Source organism: Cupriavidus sp. CPT47-8839-RL05A (assembly GCF_058792255.1).
The window spans coordinates 14,850-36,805 of sequence record NZ_JBYTEG010000007.1 but is presented as its reverse complement, the minus strand read 5'-3'; the positions used below and the strand labels follow the sequence as shown (position 1 = coordinate 36,805).

Sequence of the window (21,956 nt, the reverse complement as noted above, 5' to 3'; positions counted from 1 at the left end):
CACACTTATGCTGACGCTTTACGAACAAGCGCTGCTGCGCAGCCAGAACCTGATTGACGACCGGTGGTGCAATGCCGGCCTTGGCGCGCGCCTGCCGGTCGCCAACCCGGCCACCGGCGAGACCTTTGCCAACGTGCCGGACAGCGATGCCGGCGATGCCTGCCTTGCCGTCGATGCCGCCGCTGCCGCTTTCCCGGCATGGAGCCGCCGGCCCGCGCGCGAACGCGCCCAGTTGCTCAAGCGCTGGCATGCGTTGATCCTCACGCACCAGGAAGACCTGGCGCGCATCATCTCGACGGAGCAGGGCAAGCCCCTGAAAGAGGCACGCGGCGAGGTGCAGTATGGCGCGTCTTATGTCGAGTGGTTTGCCGAAGAGGCCACGCGCATCTGCGGCGATATCGTCGCGGAAGCCGTGCCGGGCCGCAAACTGCTGGTGCTGAAGGAGCCGGTGGGCGTGGTCGCGGCAATCACGCCGTGGAACTTCCCGCTGGCGATGATTGCCCGCAAGATCGCCCCGGCGCTGGCCGCCGGCTGCACGGTGGTGGCCAAGCCCGCCGAGGACACCCCGCTGACCGCGCTGGCGCTGGTATGGCTGGCGCAGCAGGCCGGCATGCCCGCGGGCGTGCTCAACATCGTCACCGCATCGCGCGAGCGCACGCCGGGCGTGGTCGACGCCTGGCTGGCCGACAGCCGCGTGCGCAAGATCACCTTTACCGGCTCCACGCCCGTGGGCAAGCACCTCGCGCGCGAATCGGCTGCCACGCTGAAGAAGCTGTCGCTGGAGTTGGGCGGCAACGCGCCCTTCATCGTCTTCGAGGACGCCGACCTCGATGCCGCGGTCGATGGCCTGATGGCGTCCAAGTTCCGCAACGGCGGCCAGACCTGCGTGTGTCCGAACCGGGTCTATGTGCATGACGCCGTGCACGACGCCTTTGTCGAGCGCCTGGCGCAGCGCGTTGGCGCGCTGCATGTCGGTCCGGCCACGGAAGAGGCCGCGCAGATCGGTCCCATGATCAATGCCCGCGCCGTCGACAAGATCGCACGCCACGTGGAAGACGCCGTCGCCCGGGGGGCGCGCGTGGTCACCGGCGGCAAGCGCGTGCGCACCGCCGATGGCCCGCACTACTACGCACCGACGGTGCTGGCCGATGCGACCCCCGCGATGGAGCTGTCGTGCGAAGAGACTTTCGGTCCGGTCGCGCCGATCTTCCGCTTCCGCGATGAAGCCGAGGTGATCCGCGACGCCAACGACACCCCGTTCGGCCTGGCTGCGTACTTCTACTCCAACGACATCCGCCGCATCTGGCGCGTGGCGCAGGCGCTGGAAACCGGCATGGTCGGCATCAACGAGGGCGCGATCGCGGCCGAGGCGGCGCCGTTCGGCGGCGTCAAGGAATCCGGCTACGGGCGCGAGGGCTCGCGCCACGGGCTGGACGACTACATGCATACCAAGTACCTTTGCCAGGGCCAGCTCGGCTGAAGCGCCGGGCCCAGCGATCATCGAACCGGAACACACCATGCCCGCAAACAATCCCTTCAAGACCGCACTGGCCGCCCGCCAGGCGCAGATTGGCCTGTGGCTGTCGATGGCAACGCCGTACCTGGCCGAAGTGTCGGCCACCGCAGGCTTTGACTGGCTGCTGATCGACGGCGAACACGCCCCCAACGACCTGCGCTCGACGTTGCACGCGCTGCAGGCGGTGGCGCCATACCCGGTCCAGCCCGTGGTGCGCGCCGTGGCCGGTGAAGTGCCGCTGATCAAGCAGCTGCTCGACATCGGCGCGCGCAGCCTGCTGGTGCCGATGGTGGATACCGCGGAACAGGCCCGCATGGTGGTCAGCGCCACGCGCTACCCGCCGCAAGGCATCCGCGGCGTGGGCAGCGCGATTGCGCGCGCCTCGCAGTGGAGCGCCCGCATCGACTACCTGGATGTGGCCGACGATGAAGTCTGCCTGCTGGTGCAGGCCGAAACCGTCACCGCATTGCAGAACCTGGAAGCGATCTGTGCGGTGGATGGTATCGACGGCGTCTTTATCGGCCCGGCCGACCTGGCTGCGTCGATGGGCCACCGCGGCCGCCCCGGACACCCGGAGGTGCAGGCCGCCATCGAAGGCGCGATGCGCACCATCATCGCCAGCGGCAAGGCCGCCGGCACGCTGACGTCGGACCCGGCACTGGCACGCCGCTACCTGGACCTGGGCTGCACCTTCGTGGCCACCGGCGTGGACGTGATGCTGTACGCCAACGCCGCGCGCAAGCTTGCCGCATCGTTCCGCGAGCAGCCCTCTGACGCTCCCGCCGCAGACAAGCCTTCCGCCGCGTACTGACCCGTATCTCCTTCGCCTTACACACATGCCAGCCGAAACCCCGACCCCAGACACCACCTTGCGCGCGATGCAGGCCATCGTTGGTGCAAGCGCCTGCCGCAGCGGCGACGCCGACACGCAGGCCTACGTCACCGACTACCGCGGCATCTACCGCGGCCAGGCCCAGGTAGTGGTGCTGCCGTCATCGACGGAAGAGGTCAGCCAGGTGCTGCAGTGGTGCCATGCCCGGCGCGTGCCGGTGGTGCCGCAGGGCGGCAACACCTCGCTGATGGGCGGCGCCGTGCCCGACGACAGCGGCACCGCCGTGGTGGTCAACCTCAGCCGCATGAACCGCGTGCTGGACCTCGACACCATCAACGACACCATGACCGTGCAGGCCGGCGTCACACTGAGCGCGGCACGCAGCGCCGCCGAGGCCGGGCAGCGCCTGTTCCCGCTGCGCATCGGCTCCGAAGGCTCATGCCAGATCGGCGGCAACCTGTCCACCAATGCCGGCGGCACCGCGGTGCTGCGCTACGGCAATATGCGCGACCTGGTGCTCGGCATCGAAGTGGTGCTGCCCGATGGCCGCATCTACTCGTCACTGCGCGGCCTGCGCAAGGACAACACCGGCTACGACCTCAAGCACCTGTTCGTCGGCGCGGAAGGCACGCTTGGCATCATCACCGGCGCCGTGCTCAAGCTGATGCCGCAGCCGCGCAGCAGCGCCGTGGCCTTTGTCGCCGTGCAGGACCCCGCCGCGGCGGTAGCCTTGCTGGGCGAAGCCAAGCGCCTGTCCGGCCAGGCCGTGACCGCGTTCGAGCTGATCTCGCGGCCAGCGCTGGAACTAGTGCTTGAGTATCTTGGCAACGTGGCTTCCCCGCTGCAGGACAAGCACGACTGGATGGTGCTGATCGAGCTGACCTCCGGCACCGATGCGGAAAGCCTCAACGCCACGCTGATGGAAATCCTCGAATCCGGCTTCAGCCAGGGCCTGGTGCAGGACGCCGCCGTGGCCGCCAGCCTGTCCGATGCCCAGACCTTCTGGCGCATCCGCGAAGAGATCTCCGACGCGCAGACCCGCACCGGCGGCAGCATCAAGTGCGATGTCTCGGTGCCGCTGTCGCGCATCGCTGCGTTTGTCGAGGAAGCCTCGGCCAGGGTGCTGGAACTGGTGCCGGACGCGCGCATGGTGATCTACGGCCATATGGGCGACGGCAATGTGCACTTCAACCCGCTGCGGCCCAGGGATCAGCCAGGCAAAGAGTTCCTGGCGCAATGGTATGAACGGGTCTCCGCGCTGGTCGACGGCATGGCTCATGCGGAAAACGGCTCGATCTCGGCCGAGCATGGCATCGGTGTGGCCAAGCGCGATGACCTGACGCGCTACAAGTCCCAGGTGGAACTGGAACTGATGTGGCAAGTGAAGCAGGCGCTTGATCCGTTGAACCTGCTTAATCCGGGCAAGGTGCTGCCGACGCCGGTGCGATAGTCCACTGTCCTTCCATGTGGCGGAACGCGGGCAGGGGCGCGCGTGGCATGAATCGCCCATCTGGGCTAAGGTGTCAGCTATCCAGAACGCGCGGAGCCGGGGCATAGCCGCTTCGGCCACCGTGCACAGCACGGCCGGCCCACCGGCCCAGACACCGATGAGCGCCCAATCCCCCGATATCGCCCTCGCAGCTGCCCCCATCTCCCTCGAAAAGCCCGAGCTCGACTACCCCTGCGGTGACGCCCCCGAACCCGGCCACGCCCGCGAGGTAGCGCCCGGTGTGCTGTGGCTGCGCATGCCGATGCCGCTGGGACTGAACCACATCAACCTGTGGGCCATCCGCGACGGCAATGGCTGGGCCGCCGTCGACGCCGGCCTGCAAACGCCAGAAACGGCCCAGGCCTGGCGCGCGCTGTTCGCCGAAAGCGGGCCGCTGGCCGGCGGCCTGACGCGCCTGTTCGTGACCCATATGCACCCCGACCACATCGGCATGGCCGGGTGGCTGACCGGCAAGTTCGACTGCCAGCTGTGGATGACGCGGCTGGAATACCTGATGTGCCGTGTGCTGGCGGCGGATACGGGGCGAGCGGCGCCCGATGACGCGATCGAGTTCTATCGCAAGGCTGGCTGGGACGACGAAGCGATCGAGGTGTACCGCACCCGCTTCGGTGGCTTCGGCAAATATGTCCACGCCTTGCCCGAGAGCTTCCACCGGCTGTCCGATGGCGACACCGTGCGCATCGGCGCGCACGACTGGCAGGTCATCGTCGGCACGGGTCATTCGCCCGAACATGCCTGCCTGTACTGCCCGGCGCTGAAGCTGCTGGTGTCTGGCGACCAGGTGCTGCCGCGCATTTCCTCCAACGTGTCGGTGTTCCCGACCGAACCCGATGCCGATCCGATGCAGGACTGGCTGGCTTCGCTGGACAAGGTGCGCGCCGCCGTGCCGGATGATGTGCTGGTACTGCCGGCGCATAACGAACCGTTCCGTGGGCTGCATGCGCGCATCGACTATCTGCGGGCGAGCCAGATGCAGGCGCTGGATCGGTTGCGTGGGGCGTTGGGGAAGCCGAAGCGGGCGGTGGATGTGTTCGGTGAGTTGTTCTCACGCCCCATCACCGGAAGCGGCGGGCTGTTGGGGATGGCTACCGGCGAGAGCATTGCGCACCTGAACTACCTGCTGGAGCGGGGCGAGGCGGTGCGGGAGACCGGTCCCGATGGCTGCCACTGGTACCGCATGAGGTAATCCCCACGCGGCGGGGACTGCCGCGTCGCCTTGACTTCCGTACGATATATATCGTAAGATATGTTTTACGACATATCGGAGCTAGTCATGCGCCATCATTCCCACCCTTTTGGCATCTCAGGCCACGGCCGTCACCTGTTGATGCGCCTTGTGCCGCACTTTGAGCGTCACTTCGCCCACCACGCCATGGGTCGCCACGGCGGCGGCTTCTGGGGCGGCGGCCATGACGACGGCTTCGGCCCTGGCGGCCCCGATGGCCCCGGCAGCTTCGATGGCGAAGGCTGGCGCCGGGGCCGCAAGTTCAGCGCCGATGACCTGCAGTTGCTGCTGCTAGCCATGCTCGAAGAGAAGCCGAGCCACGGCTACGAACTGATCAAGGCGATCGAGAGCCGTACCAACGGCTTCTACAAGCCCAGTCCCGGCGTGGTCTATCCGGCCCTGACTTACCTGGAAGAAGTCGGCTACGCCACCGTCGACACGGAAGGCAACAAGAAGCGCTACCAGCTGTCCGAGACCGGCAAGGCCCACCTGGCGGCCAACCGCGAGCGGGTCGAGGTGATGATCGCCAAGCTGCGCCACGTGGCGCGCAAGGTGGAGTGGATGCGGCGCGCCATGAGCGGCGAGCCGCAGCCCGAGCCGGAGCAGGGCGGCTGGCTGCCCGAACTGATGCAGGCCCGCGCCGCGATCAAGCGTGCCATTGCGCTGCGCAGCGATGCGGGCGCCGACGAGCAGCGCCGCATCGCAGAGATCCTGCTGCGCGCGGCGGCTGAGATCGAAGCGGTCCGCAAGGCCTGACGCGTGGCACTGACGCTGGCTGCGGCCATCGGCAACCTGACCCGGCAGACGCCGGGTTTAATTCCAAGGAATTCCAACATGAGTGAGAACGACCAAGCCTCCGCACGCGACCTGACTGTGCAGCGCGTGCGCCATCCTCTTAAGATGCGGTTGCTGCAGGTGGTGCGCACCACGCAGGTATCGCCGCAGCTGCTGCGCGTGACGCTGGGTGGCGCCGATCTGCAGGACTTTATCTCGGCGTCGTTCGACGACCACGTCAAGGTCTTCTTCCCGGTGGATGGCGCTGACAAGCCGGTGCTGCCGCAGGTCACCACTGACGGCATCACCTTCCCCGAAGGCCAGCCGCGGCCGGCCGCGCGCGACTACACGCCGCGCCGCTACGATGGGGCGAAGCAGGAACTGGATATCGAGTTCGTGCTGCATGGCGATGGTCCCGCGTCGACCTGGGCGGCGCAGGCGCAGCCGGGCCAGTACCTGGGCGTGGGCGGCCCGCGCGGCTCGTTCGTGGTGCCCACGGCGTTCGACTGGCACCTGCTGATCGGCGACGATACCGCGCTGCCGGCGATCGCGCGGCGCCTGGAAGAGCTCGGGGCCGATACGCGCGCCATCGTGGTGGTGGAAGTGGGCGATGACGCGGCGCAGATTCCGCTGCCGACGCAGGCGCAATGCGATGTGCACTGGCTGCATCGTGGCGATGCGCTGGAAGGCAGCCTGCTGGAAGCGGCGCTGCGCAAGCTCACGCTGCCGCGCGGCGAGGGCTATGTGTGGGCCGCTGGTGAAGCGGCGGCGATGAAAGCGGTGCGCCAGTACCTGGTCAGCGAACGCGGTATCGACAAGCGCCGCATCCGCGCGTCGGCCTACTGGAAGCGCGGCGATGCGGCGGTGCATGAGACGCTGGACGACTGAAGCGGGCGGGGTGCCGGTAAGATAGTGCCACCGCCATCCGCCAGGGAGACCCTGCCGTGCAGCCTTCGTCCATCTTTCGCCGCTTCACGATCAGCCGGCGCTTCGCGCTGGCCTCCGCCTGCGCAGCGTTGCTGGCGGCCTGTGCGCCGGACTCCGTGCGCAATATCCAGGCCAAGGGCTTCAATGACTATCTCGATTCGCTGCAGACCGCTTGCCCCAACATGGTGGTTGGCTCCAGCAATATCAGCGACTGGCTGCGCACCAGTGGCAGCAGGGACGACGACAACTACGTATACTGGCTGGACCTGACCTCGCGGCTCTACTACCAGCGCATCTCGCCTACGCAGTATCGGGATTCGGTCAGCGCGGCGCTTGGCGGCAAGTCCGATTCGCGCGCGCTGGACTGCATCGTGCGCAACCTGCCGGCGGACCGGCCGACGCGTCCGCCGGGCGGCAAGCTGCTTTGATCTTTCGCGCGGCCTCACGTGACCGTTGTGCATTCGCCGCATCCCCGCTAACATGAGTCTCCGGCAGCCGAGACAACGGCTGCCGACGTCGCTCGGACGGTTCCGGGCGCTTACGTAAAGGACTCCCTCCATGACTGCCGCTTCTGGCAAGCGCCGCTTTGCGCGCATCGATCGCCTTCCCCCGTACGTTTTCAATATCACCGCCGAGCTGAAGATGGCCGCCCGCCGCCGTGGCGAGGACATCATCGACATGAGCATGGGCAACCCCGATGGCGCCACGCCGGCGCATATCGTGGCCAAGCTCACGGAAGCGGCGCAGCGGCCCGATACGCACGGCTATTCGGCCTCCAAGGGCATCCCGCGGCTGCGCCGCGCGATCGCGCACTGGTACCGCGAACGCTATGACGTCGAGATCGACCCGGATACCGAGGCCATTGTCACCATCGGCTCCAAGGAAGGCCTGGCGCACCTGATGCTGGCCACGCTGGACCGCGGCGACACGGTGCTGGTGCCCGATCCCAGCTACCCGATCCATATCTACGGCGCGGTCATTGCCGGCGCGGATATCCGCTCGGTGCCGCTGGTGCCGGGCATCGATTTCTTTGCCGAGCTGGAGCGTGCCATCCGCGGCAGCTATCCCAAGCCGAAGATGATCGTGCTGGGCTTTCCGTCCAACCCCACCGCGCAATGCGTGGAGCTGGACTTCTTCGAGCGCGTCATTGCGCTGGCACGCAAGCACGATATCTTCGTGGTGCACGACCTGGCCTATGCCGACATCGTCTTCGATGGCTGGAAGGCGCCGTCGATCATGCAGGTGCCGGGCGCCAAGGACATCGCGGTGGAGTTCTTCACGCTGTCCAAGAGCTACAACATGGCGGGCTGGCGCGTGGGCTTCATGGTGGGCAACCCGGACCTGGTGGCGGCGCTGACGCGCATCAAGAGCTATCACGACTACGGCACCTTCACGCCGCTGCAGATCGCTGCCATCGCCGCGCTGGAGGGCGACCAGCAGTGCGTGAGCGAGATCGCCGCGCAGTACCAGTCGCGCCGCGACGTGCTGGCGCGCGGGCTGATCGAAGCGGGCTGGCCGGTGGAGATCCCGAGGGCGTCGATGTATATCTGGGCGCGGATTCCCGAGCCGTACCGCGCGCTGGGCTCGCTGGAATTCTCCAAGCAGCTGCTGGCCAAGGCCAAGGTATCGGTGTCGCCGGGCATCGGCTTTGGCGACTATGGCGACGAGTATGTGCGCTTTGCCCTGATCGAGAACGAATCGCGCATCCGGCAGGCGGTGCGCGGCATCAAGGCGATGTTCCGGGCGGACGGGCTGGTGAAGCCGCCGTCGGCGGCGCAGGCATGAACGGGCGCCGCCTCAGTAGCGGCGCAGTGCCTCCAGGTCGAGCACATGCACCGCGCCGTGCTCGACCGCCAGCAAGCCTTCGCTCTCCAGCACCTTGAGCGCCGCATTGGCGCGCTGGCGCGAGATCCCCGCGAGCAGGCCGACTTCTTCCTGTGTCAGATGCAGCGCCGGGCCCAGGCCAGGGCATAGCACCGGATGGAATAACGTAGCCAGCGCCCGCGCCACACGGCCCTCGATGCCGTACAGCCGTTCATGCTCGACGGTCGCGATGAACAGGCCGAGCCGTTCATTGAGCTGGTCGAGCAGATAGCGGTTGAAGGGCAGGCTGGTCTCCTGCAGCCAGCGGAAGGTGGCCCCCGGCATGCAGGCGATGCGGGAATCGCGCAGCGCCACCACGTCATAGCGCAGCGCCTCGCGCTTGAGCAGGGAGCCTTCGCCGAGCCAGCCGCCGGCTGGCACGCCGGTCAGCGTCGCGCGCTTGCCGGAGGGCGATGCGCAATGCACCTTGACCAGGCCCTCGGCGATGCCTAGCCAGCTGTCGGCCCGGTCGCCCTTGCGGATGACATAGGCGCCTTGCGGCACCGTGCGTTCACGCAGCTCGGCGCGCACGCGCTGGCGTTGCGCCGGGGTCAGTGCCGCGGCCCAGGGGCTGCGCGCCAGCAGCGCGTCGAGGCTCACGGCAGCGCATCCGCTCAGCCGCGCGGGCCCAGGGGCAGCGGCTGCTCGCCCGGCGCCCACCACAGCCGGAACAGCGCCTGGACGGCGGCATCATCCACCGCGTCATAGCCGGTGACACGCCAGTGCGGGGCATTGTCCTTGTCGACGATCAGCGCGCGCACGCCCTCGATGAAATCGCCTTGCGTGAAGGTGTTGACCACCACCGCCAGCTCCATGCGGAAGCAGTCGGCCAGGTCCATGCGGCGCCCGCGCAGCAGCAATTCGCGCGTGGCGCAGGCGGATAGCGGCGAACGGGTGCGCAGTACATCGATGGTGCGGCTGGCCCATGCGGCGTAGGCCGGGTCGTCCTGGCAAGCCAGGCCGGCCAGGATTTCGGGCAGTGTCGCGTGCGCCGGGAAATGCTGCAGCAGTGCCGGCAGCACTTGCAGCAGCGGGGCGTCGGCGGCGCTGGCCACGTGCTCGCGCACCAGCGCGTGGCGCAGGTCTGCCAGCGTGTCATGGCCCCAGGCGATGCCGGCAAGCGATTGCTCCAGCCCGGCCAGCGTGGCGCTGTCCACTGCCGCATCGGCCAGTCCGCACAGCAGCGCATCAGCCGCGCCGATGGTGACGCCGGTCAGCCCCAGGTACAAGGCCAGCTCCACCGGCAGCTTTGACAGGAAATGGCTGGCGCCCACGTCCGGCACCAGGCCGATCCCGGTTTCGGGCATGGCCACGCGCGAGCGTTCGGTGACGAGGCGCAGGTGCGCGGCTTGCGCCAGGCCCATGCCGCCGCCCATGACGATGCCGTCCATCAGCGCCACCAGCGGCTTGGGGTAGCGGTGCAGGCGGTAGTCGAGCGTGTATTCGTCGATGAAGAAGCGCCGGTGCAGCGGGGTGCCGTCGCGGTAGCTGTCGGTCAGCGCGCGGATATCGCCGCCGGCGCAGAAGGCCTTGGGGCCGGCGCCGCGCAGCACCACCGCGCGGACGGCGTCGTCGTGCGCCCAGGCTTCCATCTGCGCGCCGAGCGCGACGATCATCGGGTACGACAGGGCATTGAGCTGGCGCGGCCGGTTCAGCGTGGCTATGCCGATACCGTTGACGACCTGGAACAGCACCTCCGGCTCGGCGGCATCCAGGTTGGCGGCCTTGGTCTCTTCAGTCAGGCGCATGGCGGGCTCCTAGGCGTTGCGCCATTGCGGCGTTCGTTTCTCGAGGAAGGCGTTGACGCCTTCGCGCTGGTCGGCATCGTCGAACAGGTCGACAAAGCGCTCGCGCTCCAGCGCCAGCGCGGCCTGGCGCGGTACGCCCTGGCGCGCCAGGTGCACCAGCCGCTTGCTGTGGGCGGCGGCGCGCGGGCTGACGTTGCCGGCGCGCTGCGCCATCGCCAGCGCCGTGGCCAGCGCCTGGCCGCGCGGCACGACTTCCTCCACCAGACCAATGCGCAACGCCGTGGCGGCATCGACGCGCTCGTTGGTCAGGATCATGCGCTTGGCCCAGCCTTCGCCGACCAGCCACGGCAGCGTCTGCGTGCCGCAACCGCACGGCAGCAGGCCGACGGCGGCTTCGGGCAGGGCCATCTGCGCCTGTTCCTCGGCGATGCGGATATCGCAGGCCAGCGCGCATTCCAGCCCGCCGCCCATGGCATAGCCGTTGACCGCGGCGATCACCACGGGCCGCGCGTTCTGCAGGGCTTCGAAGGCGCTGCCGAACTGCTGCGCCATCACGCGGGCATGGGCGCGGTCGCCCTCGGCAAAGCCGTTCAGGTCGGCGCCGGCGCTGAAGAACTTCTCGCCGGCACCGGTGACGACCACGGCACGTACTTCAGGGTTCGCGTCGATCTTTGCCACCAGCTCGCGCAGCTGCTGCAGGCCTTCGGCGGTGAAGGCGTTGGCGGGCGGGCGGCTCAGTGTCAGCGTGGCGACGTGGCCTTGCAGGGCAAACTCGATCATTCCTTGGCCTCCTTGTCGGCTGCGGACAGGTACTGGCGGATCACCCCGGAGAAGTCGAGCTGGCCGTCGCCGGCATGGCTCACGGCCTGGTAGACCTGCTGCGCCAGCGCACCCAGGAAGAGCGGCTGCTTCACGCTGCGCGCGGCGTCGTTGGCCAGGCCCAGGTCCTTGAGCATCAGGTCGGCGCCAAAGCCGCCGCTGTAGCCGCGCGCGGCCGGCGCGGTCTCGATCACGCCGGGCCAGGGGTTGCAGGTGTCCGAGGCCCAGCAGCGGCCGGTGGAGGTATTGACGATGCCGGCGAGCACGTTGGCATCGATGCCGAGCTTGACGCCCAGCGCCATCGCCTCGGATACGCCGATCATGGAGATGCCCAGGATCAGGTTGTTGCAGATCTTGGCGACCTGGCCGGTGCCGGTGCCGCCGCAGTGGACCAGGTTGCGGCCCATGCCGGCCAGCACCGGGCGCACCTGGGCGAACAGCGCTTCGGTGGCGCCGACCATGAAGGTCAGCGTGCCGGCCTGCGCGCCAACGGTGCCGCCGGAGACCGGCGCATCGGCCAGCGCATTGCCGTTTGCCTCGGCGGCGGCGGCCAGTTCGCGCACGGTGGCGGGGTCGATGGTGCTGGAATCCACCAGCGGCACGCCCGCGCGTACGCCGGCCAGCACGCCTTCCGGGCCCAGGTAAGCGCTGCGCACATGGGCTGCGGCGGGCAGCATGGTGATGACAAAGTCCGCTTCGGCCACGGCCTTGCGGGCGGAGTCCGCGGTGGCGGCGCCTTCGGCGCACAGCGATGCCACCGCAGCGGCGTTGAGGTCAAATACGGTCAGCGTATGACCGGCCTTGAGCAGGTTGCGCGCCATGGGCGCGCCCATGTTGCCCAGGCCGATGAAGGCGATATGCATGGGGTCTCCTTCCGGTTCGTGCTTGAATGCGGCGTGCTTACTTCAGGCTGATGGTGGTATTCACCCCATCGTTGACCGTGGCGTCGTCAAACCACCGCGCCGTCACCGTCTTGGTCTGGGTATAGAACTGCACCACCTGCTTGCCGTAAGGCCCCAGGTCGCCCAGCTTGGAGCCGCGCGAGCCAGTGAAGCTGAAGTAGGGCACCGGCACCGGGATGGGGATGTTGATGCCGACCTGGCCCACGTCGATCTCGCTCTGGAACTTGCGCGCCGCGGCGCCGCTCTGCGTGAACACGCCGGTGCCGTTGCCGAACGGGTTGCGGTTGACCAGGGCGATGGCCTCGTCCAGCGTATCGACACCGATCACCACCAGCACCGGCCCGAAGATCTCTTCGGTGTAGATCGACATGTCGGTGCGGACATCGGTAAAGATGGTCGGGCCGATGAAGTTGCCCTGCGGATAGCCCGGCACTTCCACGCCGCGGCCATCCAGCACCAGCGTCGCGCCTGCGCGCTCGCCGGCGGCGATGAGGCCGAGGACCCGTTCCTTTGCCGCCACCGATACCACGGGGCCGACATCGGTGCCAGCCTCGGCACCGGCGCCGACTTTCAGGGTCCTGGCGCGTTCGACCAGGTCGGGCACCCAGTCGCGTGCCGCCCCCACCAGCACCACCACCGAGGTGGCCATGCAACGCTGGCCGGCCGCGCCGAAGCCTGCACCGGCCAGCGCGTTCAGCGTCTGCTCCTTGTGCGCATCGGGCAGTACCACCGCATGGTTCTTGGCGCCCATCATGGACTGCACGCGCTTGCCGTGCGCGCCGGCCAGGTTGTAGACGTGGGTGCCGACAGCGGTCGAACCGACGAACGACACCGCCTTGATGTCCGGGTGCGTGCACAGCGCATCGACCACGTCCTTGGCGCCGTGCACCACGTTCAGCACGCCCGGCGGCACGCCGGCTTCCAGCGCCAGCTTGACCAGCTCCACGGTAGACAGCGGGTCCTGCTCTGAAGGCTTGAGCACGAAGGTATTGCCGCACACGATCGCCATCGGGAACATCCACAGCGGGATCATCGCCGGGAAGTTGAACGGCGTGATACCCGCGCAGACGCCGATCGGCTGCTGCAGCGTGTAGGTGTCGACGGTGGCGGCCACGTTCTCGGCAAAACCGCCTTGCTGCAGCGTGCCGATGGAGCAGGCGTGCTCGACCACCTCCAGCCCGCGGAAGATGTCGCCTTCGGCATCTGCCAGGGTCTTGCCCTGCTCGGCGGTCAGGATGGCGGCGATACGCTTGCTGTGCTCGCGGATCAGGGCCTGGAAGCGCAGCATGACGCGCAGCCGCGCGCCGATGGGCGTGTGGCGCCACGTGGCAAAGGCGCGGTGCGCGGCGCCCACGGCAGCGGCGACCTCGCTGGCGGTGGCCAGCGGCACGCGTGCCAGCACTTCCTGCGTGGCGGGATTGACCACGTTGCGGAATTCGGTGGCGGACGAATCCACCCATTCGCCGTTGATCAGCAGCGGCACGGTCGGCACGGCATTGTCGGTCTTGGGCACGGCACTCATGGTTGTCTCCGGAAGGTCTGGTTCTGTTGGCAAGGGATGGTGGGACTACAGGCTGCGCGCGATCAGCATGCGCTGGATCTCGCTGGTGCCTTCGTAGATCTGGGTGATGCGGGCGTCGCGGTAGTGGCGCTCGACCGGGTAGTCTTCGAGATAGCCGTAGCCGCCGTGGATCTGCAGCGCCTTGGAGCACACGCGCTCGGCCAGCTCGGACGCATACAGCTTGGCCTGCGAGGCTTCGGACAGGCACGGCACGCCTTCGCTGCGCATGCGTGCGGCGCGGTGCACCAGCAGGCGCGCGGCGTTCAGCTCGGTGGCCATGTCGGCCAGCATGTTGGCGATGGGCGGGTGTTCGCGCAGGGCGCGGCCGAACTGGATGCGTTCCGAGGCATAGCGGCACGCCGCCTCGAAGGCCGAGCGCGCAATGCCGATGGCCTGCGCGGCGATGCCGATGCGCCCGCCTTCCAGGTTGGACAGCGCGATGCGCAGGCCCTCGCCGGGTTCGCCGAGCAGTGCGTCGTGCGGTACGGTGCAGTCTTCCAGCGTGATCGCGCAGGTGTCGGAGGCGCGGATGCCGAGCTTCTTCTCGGGCGCGTGCACGATGAAGCCCGGGGTGTCGGTCGGAACAAGGAAGGCCGAGATGCCTTTCTTGCCGCGCTCGGGCTCGGTGGCGGCAAACACCACCGCCACGCCGGCGCGCTGGCCGTTGGTGACGAACTGCTTGCTGCCATTGAGCACCCAGCCGTTGTCGGTGAAGCGGGCGCGCGTGCGCAAGTTGTGCGCTTCGGAGCCCGCCTGCGGCTCGGTCAGGCAGAATGCGCCGATCAGCTCGCCGCTGGCCAGCCGCGCCAGGTAGCGTTCTTTCTGCGCATCGGTACCATAATGCAGGACCGGCCCGCAGCCGACCGAGTTGTGCACGCTCATCATGGTGGCGCAGGCGGCGCAGCCGGCGGCGATCTCTTCGATGGCCAGCGCATAGGCGACGTAGTCGGTATAGGTGCCGCCCCATTCCTCGGGCACGATCATGCCCAACAGCCCCAGCGCGCCCATTTCGGCGACGACCTCGTCGGGCAGGCGGGCGTCGCGGTCCCATTGCGCGGCGCCGGCGGCCAGCCGTTCGGTGGCAAAGGCGCGCGCGCTGTCGCGGATCATGGTTTGCTCTTCGGTGTAGTCGCTGTGCATGGCAGTTAGGGGTGGGCGTTTGGAGCCGCGCTGCAAGTCAGGCAGAATGCGCGTCGGCGTTTGACCTGCGGGCAGTGTAGGAACGCCGGAGGCCGGCTCCTATGCCAAAATCCGCCAATCTTCGTGAACTCGATTGCCACCCTCAGCGCCATGGAAAAAGGCAGTGTCGCCATCTGTTTCGTCCACCACGCCATCGCGGGGCTGCGCGCACGCGGCGTCGACCCCGATCCGGTACTGCGCGGCGCCGGCATTGCGCCGGCGCTGCTGGCGGTGCCGCAGTCACGCGTCTCGTCCGCCAGCTACAGCGAGCTGTGGATGGCCGTGGCGGCGGCGCTGGACGATGAGTTCTTCGGGCAGGATTCGCGCAGCATGAAGTGCGGCAGCTTTGCCATGCTGTGCCACGCGGTGGCCGGGAGCCGCACGCTGGGGCAGGGGCTGGAGCGCATCACGCGGTACTTCCGGCTGCTGCTGGACGATATCGGCGTGCGGCTGGAGCGCCACGGCGACGAGGCCGCGCTGGTGCTGACCGCGCCCTGCGCGCACCTGGGGCGGCAGCCCGGCGTGTTTGCCAAGGAAACCATGCTGATCATGCTGCATGGCCTGATGAGCTGGCTGTTGCGGCGGCGCGTGCCGGTGCGGCTGGCGGCCTTTGACTACGACGAGCCGCAGTACAGCGCGGAATACCGCGTCATGTATTCGCGCCAGCTGGCGTTCGGGCAGCCGGCCACGGCGCTGGTCTTCGACGCGGCACTGCTGGAGCAGCCGGTGCGCCAGGACGAGCGCAGCCTGAAGGCCTTCCTGCGCGATGCGCCGCACAACGTGGTGGTGAAGTACTCCGACCGCGCCAGCGTGGGCGCGCGCGTGCGCAGGCTGCTGCGCAACCAGCGTCCGGATCAATGGCCCACCTTTGAAGACCTGGCAATCAGCCTGAACCTGTCCGCATCATCGCTGCGGCGCCGGCTGATGGAGGAGGGCGTCAGCTACCAGGACCTGAAGGATGCGCTGCGGCGCGATCTTGCCATCGAGGCGCTCAGCCATTCCGGCCGCCCGGTGGCGGATATCGCGGCCGAGCTCGGCTTTGCCGAGCCGGGCGCGTTCCACCGGGCGTTCCGGCGCTGGACCGGATCGCGCCCGGGCGCTTACCGCCGGGTGGCGGAAGGCTGATGCGGCGCGTCTAGAGCTGCGCCGCGTGGTGGCGGATGTGGTCGGCGATAAAGCTGGTGATGAAGTAGTAGCCGTGGTCGTAGCCGCTATGCCGGCGCAGCGTCAGCGGCTGGCCGACGGCCTGGCAGGCCGCCGCGAATGCTTCCGGATGCAGCTGGCTTTGCAGGAACTGGTCGTCGAGTCCCTGATCGACCAGGATGCCAGCCGGGAAGGGCGCCCCATTCTGGCGTGCCATCAGTTCACTGGCGTCGTACTCAGCCCACGCGGCGCGGTCCGTGCCGAGATAGCCAGTGAACGCCTTCTGGCCCCACGGGCAGCGTGACGGCGCGGCGATCGGCGCAAACGCCGACACCGAGCGGAAGCGCTGCGGATGGCGCTGTGCCAGCACCAGCGCGCCGTGCCCGCCCATGGAATGCCCGAAGATGCCGACGCGGCCGGCATCGCCCGGCAAGGCGGTGGTGACCAGCCCGAACAGCTCGTCGGCCACGTAGCTTTCCATGCGCCAGTACTCCTGCCACGGCGCCTCGGTGGCATCGACATAGAACCCGGCACCCACGCCGAAGTCCCAGGCATCGGCCTCGCCCGGCAGGCCCGCGCCGCGCGGGCTGGTATCGGGCGCCACCAGCATCAGGCCGTGCTCGGCGGCAAAACGCTGCGCGCCGGCCTTGATCATGAAGGTTTCCTCGGTGCAGGTCAGGCCGGCCAGGTAGAACAGCACCGGCACCTTGCCGCCTGCCTGCGCCTGCGGCGGCAGGTAGACCGAGAAACGCATCGGCAGCCCGATCGCCGTCGAATCATGGCGATAGAAGCGCTGCACGCCGCCGTGGCAGCCGTGTTGCGAGATCAGTTCCATGTCGGCGCCGTCCTCAGTACAGCACCACCGAGCGGATCGACTCGCCGCGCTTCATCAGGTCGAAGCCCTCGTTGATGCGCTCCAGCGGCAGCGTGTGCGTGATCAGGTCGTCGATATTGAGCTTGCCCTCCATGTACCAGTCGACGATCTTCGGTACATCGGTGCGCCCGCGGGCGCCGCCAAAGGCCGAGCCCTTCCACTCGCGCCCCGTCACCAGCTGGAACGGCCGCGTCGAGATCTCCGCGCCGGCCTCGGCCACGCCGATGATGATCGACTTGCCCCAGCCCTTGTGGCAGCACTCCAGCGCCTGGCGCATGACCTGCGTGTTGCCGATGCATTCGAACGAATAGTCGGCACCGCCGTCGGTCAGCTGGATGATGTGGTCGACCACGTTATCCACGTCCTTCGGGTTGATGAAGTGGGTCATGCCGAACTTGCGCGCCATGGCTTCGCGGCCAGGGTTCAGGTCCACGCCGATGATCTTGTCGGCGCCCACCATCTTGGCCGCCTGGATCACGTTCAGGCCAATGCCGCCCAGGCCGAACACGACCACGTTGGCGCCGGCTTCCACCTTGGCGGTGAACAGCACCGCGCCCACGCCGGTGGTGACGCCGCAGCCGATGTAGCAGACCTTGTCGAACGGCGCGTCGGGGCGGATCTTGGCCAGTGCGATCTCCGGCACCACGATGTGGTTGGCGAAGGTCGAGGTGCCCATGTAGTGGAAGATCGGCTTGCCGTCGATGGAAAAGCGCGAGGTGCCGTCCGGCATCAGGCCCTTGCCCTGGGTGGCGCGGATCGCCTGGCACAGGTTGGTCTTGCGCGACAGGCAGAACTTGCACTGGCGGCATTCCGGCGTGTACAGGGGGATCACGTGGTCGCCGGGCTTGAGCGAGGTCACGCCCGGGCCGACGTCGGTGACGATGCCCGCGCCTTCATGGCCCAGGATCGCCGGGAAAATGCCTTCCGGGTCGGCCCCGGACAAGGTGTAGTAGTCGGTATGGCAGATACCGGTGGCCTTGACTTCCACCAGCACTTCCCCGGCGCGCGGGCCGTCCAGGTCCACGTCTTCAATGGTCAGCGGGGCGCCGGCTTTCCAGGCGATGGCGGCTTTGGTTTTCATGGGGGAGTCCTCCGGGATCAGGAATGTGGGGTGGCTTGCGGGCTGCGCGGCGTAGGCCGGCGCGGCGCGGGGGCAAGCCAGGTCCGAGGACAAGACTATACGATCTTCCTGCCGCAGCGGGCCAGTTTTGGCCGATCAGCGGTCAGCGAAACTGCCCAGGCGGCGCCAGGCGCGAGTCTTACGCCTTCAGCGCTCTCGCTTCCAGATTCCAGAGCTTGCGGTCGCTGGTGGAGACGGCCACGGCGCCATGTGCGAGCGCGCTGCGGATATCATCCCGATTGCAGACAAAGCCTGATGTCACGATCGGCGGCAGCGCCTTGCGGTCCGCTTCGGGCAGGTGCGACAGCATCGGCGCCGGCATCAGCTGCACCAGGTTCGGGTCGCTCTGTTCGAGCGCCTTGACGCTGCGCGGCCAGGTGGAGCGGTCGGTCACAAAGACCTTCTGCATCGTCACCATGCCGGCGCGGTTGGCGCGCTGGATCGTTGCCACGCGCGTGGAAACCAGACTGGTCACCCCGATGTCGGCCAGGTACTCCACCCCGCCCTTGTCCTGCGACAAGCCTTCGCAGCTGTCGATATTGACGATGACGTACTTGCCGGCGCTGGCCAGCGTGGCGATGACGGGCTGCAGCTTGCGCAGTTCCACGTTGGCGACAATGCAGACTTCGGCCACGCTTTCAAAGATGGCGTCGATCTGGTCAACACCGTAGAGTGTGCCGATGACGGGGTGTCGCGTCAGGCGCGCACCGAGGGACCTGTCCATGCTGGTTACTTCGGTTCGTTGGTGAGCACGTCACTGAGACCCAGCTTGCCCGGGTTCAGGATATTCTGCGGGTCGAGTGCCTGCTTGACCGCCGCCAGCAGCGGGAACGCCGTGTCCAGCGACGAGGCCATATATGGCGCGCGCAGCAGCCCGATTCCGTGGTGGTGGCTCAGTGCCGCATTGTATTGGATCAGCACCGCATTGGCAGCATCCCATGCCTGGCGATACCAATTCTGGCGGTCTTCCACCGCGACCTCGCCGCGAAGGGAGAAGTACAGGCAGGCGCCGTCCACATAGGCGTGCGACTGGTGCGCGGAGCCGGCGAGGGTGCCCGGCACGGCATTGATGGCCTTGACCACGTCCGCGTAGATGGCAGCCAGGTCGCGCCACGGCCCTGACATTTCGAGCGTGTCGGCGACAAAGCCGGGGCTGCGCTTGAAGCCCTCGGCGCTCTTGCCGGTCAGGTAGCGCGTGTCGAGCCAGCGCTCGAAAATGGACTCGCTGTCCAGTTTGTCACCAAGTTCCTGGCACACGCGCTCGCTGATCGTCATCACCGCATCGACCATCTCGCGCGCGCCCTCGTCGGCAACCAGCAGGACGTTGGTGTCCGGCAGTCCGAACTGCACGCCGCTTTCCAGTTCGTCATAGAGCCGCAGCGCGGCCGGGTTGGCCCCGCGCTGCATGATCTCGCGGCAGGCCTCCAGGCCGATGGCAAAGGTCTTGAAGCCATAGGCGATGGCGCGCCCGTAGTCGGGCAGGCGGTGCAGCTTGAGGCGCACGCGCACGATCACGCCCAGCATGCCCTCGGACCCGATGAACAGTTGCTGCAGATCCGGGCCCAATGCCGCGCGCGAGTAGCCGCCCACGGTGACCAGGCTGCCGTCGGCCAGCACCACGTCCATGCCGAACACCATGTCCTCGATCTTGCCATAGCGCGTGGACAACTGGCCGGCGCCGCGGCAGGCTACCCATCCGCCGACCGTGCTGATCGCGTACGACGAAGGCCAGTGGCCCATCGTCATGCCGAATTCCTTCTGCACGGTCTCCTCGAAAATGTCGCCGAACATGCCGGCTTCCACGTCGACGATCTGGCTGTCCTTGTCGAATCCGACCAGCTGGTTCAGGCCGCACACGTCCAGCACGATGCCGCCGCGCACGGGCAGGGCAGCGCCCGTGACGTTGCTGCGGCCGGCCGATACGGTGACCGGAATGGCGCTGGCGCTGGCAATGCGCATGACTGCCTGCACCTGTTCCACGGTGGAAGCGCGCACGATGACCCCGCGCGGCGTGGCGGGCTTGCCCGCGGTCTCCGTGATCATCGATCCGGCCCACCAGTCGCGGGTCCACGCCACGACGTCGGCGGTATCGGTCAGGACCTCGTCGGCCACCTTGCGCAGGGCCGCGACATCGGCCGCGCAGACGGCAATGGTGTCGCGTTGCAGGCCCGGCGCATCCGGCGTGCCCTGGATGTTCGCCGCATAGCCCGGCGGCGTGTGGGCGCCGACAACGTAGTTGCCGCGGTTGTAGCCGCGCTTGATGGCTTCCTTGCTGATCATGCTGAGTCTCCCATGAGGACGGATTTTTCGAGGGCGACGGCGGCCAGGTATTCGCTGACCTGCCGCGCCACGGCCGCTTCGGACAATCCGAGTTCGGCCTGGAGGATCTGGCCCACCCGCGCTGCGGCACGGGCGGAGGCATCGCGCGCCATCAGGCGGGCACGGATGCGTCGTGACAAGACGTCGTCAACCGTGCCGGCCAGTTCATGACGCACGGCGTAGACGATTTCGGCTTCGGTATACGGCAGGCCTTCGACGATCGGCCTGGCCAGGGTGGCGTCCGCCTGCAGGATGTCGCTGACAAAGCGCGCCTCCGTGCCATAGCGCTCGCCCAGGTGCGCGGACATGCCGCCGGATGCGACGATGGCCTGCGCGTCATAGCCAGCCGCCCCGAGCAGATAGGCCGATCTGGTCAGGCACTTGCTGCGCTTGCCGATGACCTTCTGCGCGGCATCGATGGTTTGCTCTGCCATGTGCCGCGAGGTCGTGAGCTTGCCGCCGACGATGGTCACCAGGCCGTCGTCGGCGGTATGAATCTCGTGATTGCGCCTGATTTCCAGGGTCTTGCCGCCGGGCGGCGCCACCAGCGGGCGGCACCCCGCGATGCTGCCCACCACGTCATCCGGCGTCAGGTCGGTCTTTAGTGCCGAGCGCGCGCCCTCCAGCAGGAAGTCCAGTTCCTGCCGGGTGCACATGACATTGTCGAGGTCGCCCTCATAGTCTTCGTCGGTGGTGCCGAGGTAGGACACATTGCCCCACCGCGTGATGGTTGCCCGGCGGTTGCGGCCGGGCACCGGGATCGTCACCGTGCAGTCATTGCGGATCTTCAGCCACGGGATGGCAATGTGGACGCCCTTGGCAGGGCGGATGTGCAGGGTCCTGGCTTCGCCCTTCCTGCGGCCGGTCCAGTCGCGCAGCCAGACGCCGGTTGCCATGATGACCACGCCTGCGCGCACGCGGATCTCGCGCTCGCCGGCGTGGACAATGGCGCCATCCACCTTGCCGTGGCCATCGCGGGTGATCTCGGCGACGGTCGCGTGATTGACCACGGCCGCGCCATGGAACGCTGCCGTGCGTGCGATGTTCAGTGTCAGGCGGGCATCATCGACGCGCGCATCGAAGTACAGGTAGCCGCCGGTCAGATGTTCCTCATTGAAGGTCGGGCAGTGTGACAGCACCTCGGCCTTGGTCAGCTTCTGGTGCAGGATTCCCTCGCGCCAGCCACCGGCGAGGTCGTAGGTCCAGAGCAGGCTTTCGAAGGCCTTGGCCAGGCGCTTGTCGAACACGCCGTTGCGCTCCATCACCGGGAACAGGAACGGCAGCCGCTGCACCAGATGGCGCGCGTTGCGGCGCAGGCGCTGGCGCTCCAGCAGTGAATGGCGCACCAGGCCGAGATTGCCCTGCTCGATATAGCGCAGGCCGCCGTGCACCATCTTTGATGACTTGGACGAGGTCCCCGCGGCGAAGTCGCACTTTTCAACCAGCGCCACGCGATAGCCGCGCAAGCTGGCATCCAGCGCGGCGTAGGCGCCCGTCACGCCGCCGCCGACCACCAGGATGTCGAACGCATCCGCCTCCAGGCGGTCGAGCAGGTCCCGGCGCATCAGCCGCAATGGCTCGGTGCTGGTCATGGCGGCGCGCTCGCGGTTAGCGCTGCGGGATGGAAAAATCACCATGTCTGTT

The 21,956-nt window shown here is 67.9% G+C and carries 20 protein-coding genes; 9 read left to right on the top strand and 11 right to left on the bottom strand.

All coding sequences use genetic code 11. From position 1 onward, the window contains the following. Positions 1-7 precede the first annotated feature (7 nt). The 8 genes from AC3WVS_RS09975 to alaC all read left to right on the top strand — a co-directional run bounded on the left by AC3WVS_RS09975 (position 8) and on the right by alaC (position 8,569). The gene (locus tag AC3WVS_RS09975) at positions 8-1,480 is read left to right on the top strand and encodes an NAD-dependent succinate-semialdehyde dehydrogenase (protein WP_492318485.1); all 1,473 of its coding nucleotides are present in this window, start codon (positions 8-10) and stop codon (positions 1,478-1,480) included. Between the two features lie 37 nt (positions 1,481-1,517). Then, positions 1,518-2,327 (top strand): 4-hydroxy-2-oxoheptanedioate aldolase, encoded by an 810-nt coding sequence (hpaI, locus tag AC3WVS_RS09970; RefSeq protein WP_492318484.1) that lies wholly within the window; start codon positions 1,518-1,520, stop codon positions 2,325-2,327. Positions 2,328-2,352: 25 nt separating this feature from the next. After that, entirely contained in the window at positions 2,353-3,798 is a 1,446-nt protein-coding gene (locus AC3WVS_RS09965; RefSeq protein WP_492318483.1) for an FAD-binding oxidoreductase, read from the top strand. A gap of 157 nt (positions 3,799-3,955) precedes the next feature. Then, positions 3,956-5,044, top strand: a complete 1,089-nt coding sequence (locus AC3WVS_RS09960) for an MBL fold metallo-hydrolase (protein ID WP_492318482.1) — start codon at positions 3,956-3,958, stop codon at positions 5,042-5,044. An 87-nt stretch (positions 5,045-5,131) separates the two neighbouring features. After that, positions 5,132-5,839: a PadR family transcriptional regulator gene (locus AC3WVS_RS09955; RefSeq protein ID WP_492318481.1), complete on the top strand. Its 708-nt coding sequence runs from the start codon at positions 5,132-5,134 to the stop codon at positions 5,837-5,839. A 78-nt stretch (positions 5,840-5,917) separates the two neighbouring features. Next, positions 5,918-6,745: a siderophore-interacting protein gene (locus AC3WVS_RS09950; protein ID WP_492318480.1), complete on the top strand. Its 828-nt coding sequence runs from the start codon at positions 5,918-5,920 to the stop codon at positions 6,743-6,745. 56 nt (positions 6,746-6,801) lie between these two features. Then, the gene (locus tag AC3WVS_RS09945; protein ID WP_492318479.1) at positions 6,802-7,212 is read left to right on the top strand and encodes a hypothetical protein; all 411 of its coding nucleotides are present in this window, start codon (positions 6,802-6,804) and stop codon (positions 7,210-7,212) included. Between the two features lie 130 nt (positions 7,213-7,342). Next, positions 7,343-8,569: an alanine transaminase gene (gene alaC / locus AC3WVS_RS09940; RefSeq protein WP_492318478.1), complete on the top strand. Its 1,227-nt coding sequence runs from the start codon at positions 7,343-7,345 to the stop codon at positions 8,567-8,569. Between the two features lie 12 nt (positions 8,570-8,581). Here alaC and AC3WVS_RS09935 read toward each other — a convergent pair whose 3' ends face one another. The 6 genes from AC3WVS_RS09935 to AC3WVS_RS09910 are packed head-to-tail and all read right to left on the bottom strand — an operon-like array spanning position 8,582 to position 14,817. Then, on the bottom strand, positions 8,582-9,247 hold the full coding sequence (locus tag AC3WVS_RS09935) for a Crp/Fnr family transcriptional regulator (protein WP_492318477.1): 666 nt from the start codon (positions 9,245-9,247) through the stop codon (positions 8,582-8,584). A gap of 14 nt (positions 9,248-9,261) precedes the next feature. Continuing rightward, positions 9,262-10,395: an enoyl-CoA hydratase/isomerase family protein gene (locus AC3WVS_RS09930; protein ID WP_492318476.1), complete on the bottom strand. Its 1,134-nt coding sequence runs from the start codon at positions 10,393-10,395 to the stop codon at positions 9,262-9,264. A 9-nt stretch (positions 10,396-10,404) separates the two neighbouring features. After that, positions 10,405-11,175: an enoyl-CoA hydratase gene (locus tag AC3WVS_RS09925; protein WP_492318475.1), complete on the bottom strand. Its 771-nt coding sequence runs from the start codon at positions 11,173-11,175 to the stop codon at positions 10,405-10,407. After that, the gene (gene mmsB, locus AC3WVS_RS09920; protein WP_492318474.1) at positions 11,172-12,077 is read right to left on the bottom strand and encodes a 3-hydroxyisobutyrate dehydrogenase; all 906 of its coding nucleotides are present in this window, start codon (positions 12,075-12,077) and stop codon (positions 11,172-11,174) included. The genes AC3WVS_RS09925 and mmsB overlap by 4 nt, the downstream gene beginning before the upstream one ends. Positions 12,078-12,114: 37 nt before the next feature. After that, positions 12,115-13,638, bottom strand: coding sequence for a CoA-acylating methylmalonate-semialdehyde dehydrogenase (locus tag AC3WVS_RS09915; RefSeq protein WP_492318473.1), 1,524 nt, complete (start codon positions 13,636-13,638; stop codon positions 12,115-12,117). A 45-nt stretch (positions 13,639-13,683) separates the two neighbouring features. Next, the gene (locus AC3WVS_RS09910) at positions 13,684-14,817 is read right to left on the bottom strand and encodes an acyl-CoA dehydrogenase family protein (RefSeq protein ID WP_492318472.1); all 1,134 of its coding nucleotides are present in this window, start codon (positions 14,815-14,817) and stop codon (positions 13,684-13,686) included. A gap of 150 nt (positions 14,818-14,967) precedes the next feature. Here AC3WVS_RS09910 and AC3WVS_RS09905 point away from each other — a divergent pair, with 150 nt between their 5' ends. Beyond that, positions 14,968-15,981 (top strand): AraC family transcriptional regulator, encoded by a 1,014-nt coding sequence (locus AC3WVS_RS09905; protein ID WP_492318687.1) that lies wholly within the window; start codon positions 14,968-14,970, stop codon positions 15,979-15,981. 10 nt (positions 15,982-15,991) lie between these two features. On the opposite strand, the gene fghA is transcribed toward AC3WVS_RS09905, so the two are convergent. The 5 genes from fghA to AC3WVS_RS09880 all read right to left on the bottom strand — a co-directional run bounded on the left by fghA (position 15,992) and on the right by AC3WVS_RS09880 (position 21,949). Continuing rightward, positions 15,992-16,834, bottom strand: coding sequence for an S-formylglutathione hydrolase (fghA, locus tag AC3WVS_RS09900; protein WP_492318471.1), 843 nt, complete (start codon positions 16,832-16,834; stop codon positions 15,992-15,994). 13 nt (positions 16,835-16,847) lie between these two features. Continuing rightward, positions 16,848-17,954, bottom strand: coding sequence for an S-(hydroxymethyl)glutathione dehydrogenase/class III alcohol dehydrogenase (locus AC3WVS_RS09895; protein WP_116358555.1), 1,107 nt, complete (start codon positions 17,952-17,954; stop codon positions 16,848-16,850). 178 nt (positions 17,955-18,132) lie between these two features. After that, on the bottom strand, positions 18,133-18,717 hold the full coding sequence (locus AC3WVS_RS09890) for a glycerol-3-phosphate responsive antiterminator (RefSeq protein WP_492318470.1): 585 nt from the start codon (positions 18,715-18,717) through the stop codon (positions 18,133-18,135). A gap of 5 nt (positions 18,718-18,722) precedes the next feature. Continuing rightward, positions 18,723-20,273 carry an FAD-binding oxidoreductase gene (locus tag AC3WVS_RS09885; RefSeq protein ID WP_492318469.1) on the bottom strand — a complete coding sequence of 517 codons (1,551 nt, stop codon included), beginning with the start codon at positions 20,271-20,273 and terminating at the stop codon, positions 18,723-18,725. Further along, positions 20,270-21,949 (bottom strand): glycerol-3-phosphate dehydrogenase/oxidase, encoded by a 1,680-nt coding sequence (locus AC3WVS_RS09880; protein ID WP_492318468.1) that lies wholly within the window; start codon positions 21,947-21,949, stop codon positions 20,270-20,272. The genes AC3WVS_RS09885 and AC3WVS_RS09880 overlap by 4 nt, the downstream gene beginning before the upstream one ends. Between the last annotated feature and the right edge of the window lie 7 nt (positions 21,950-21,956).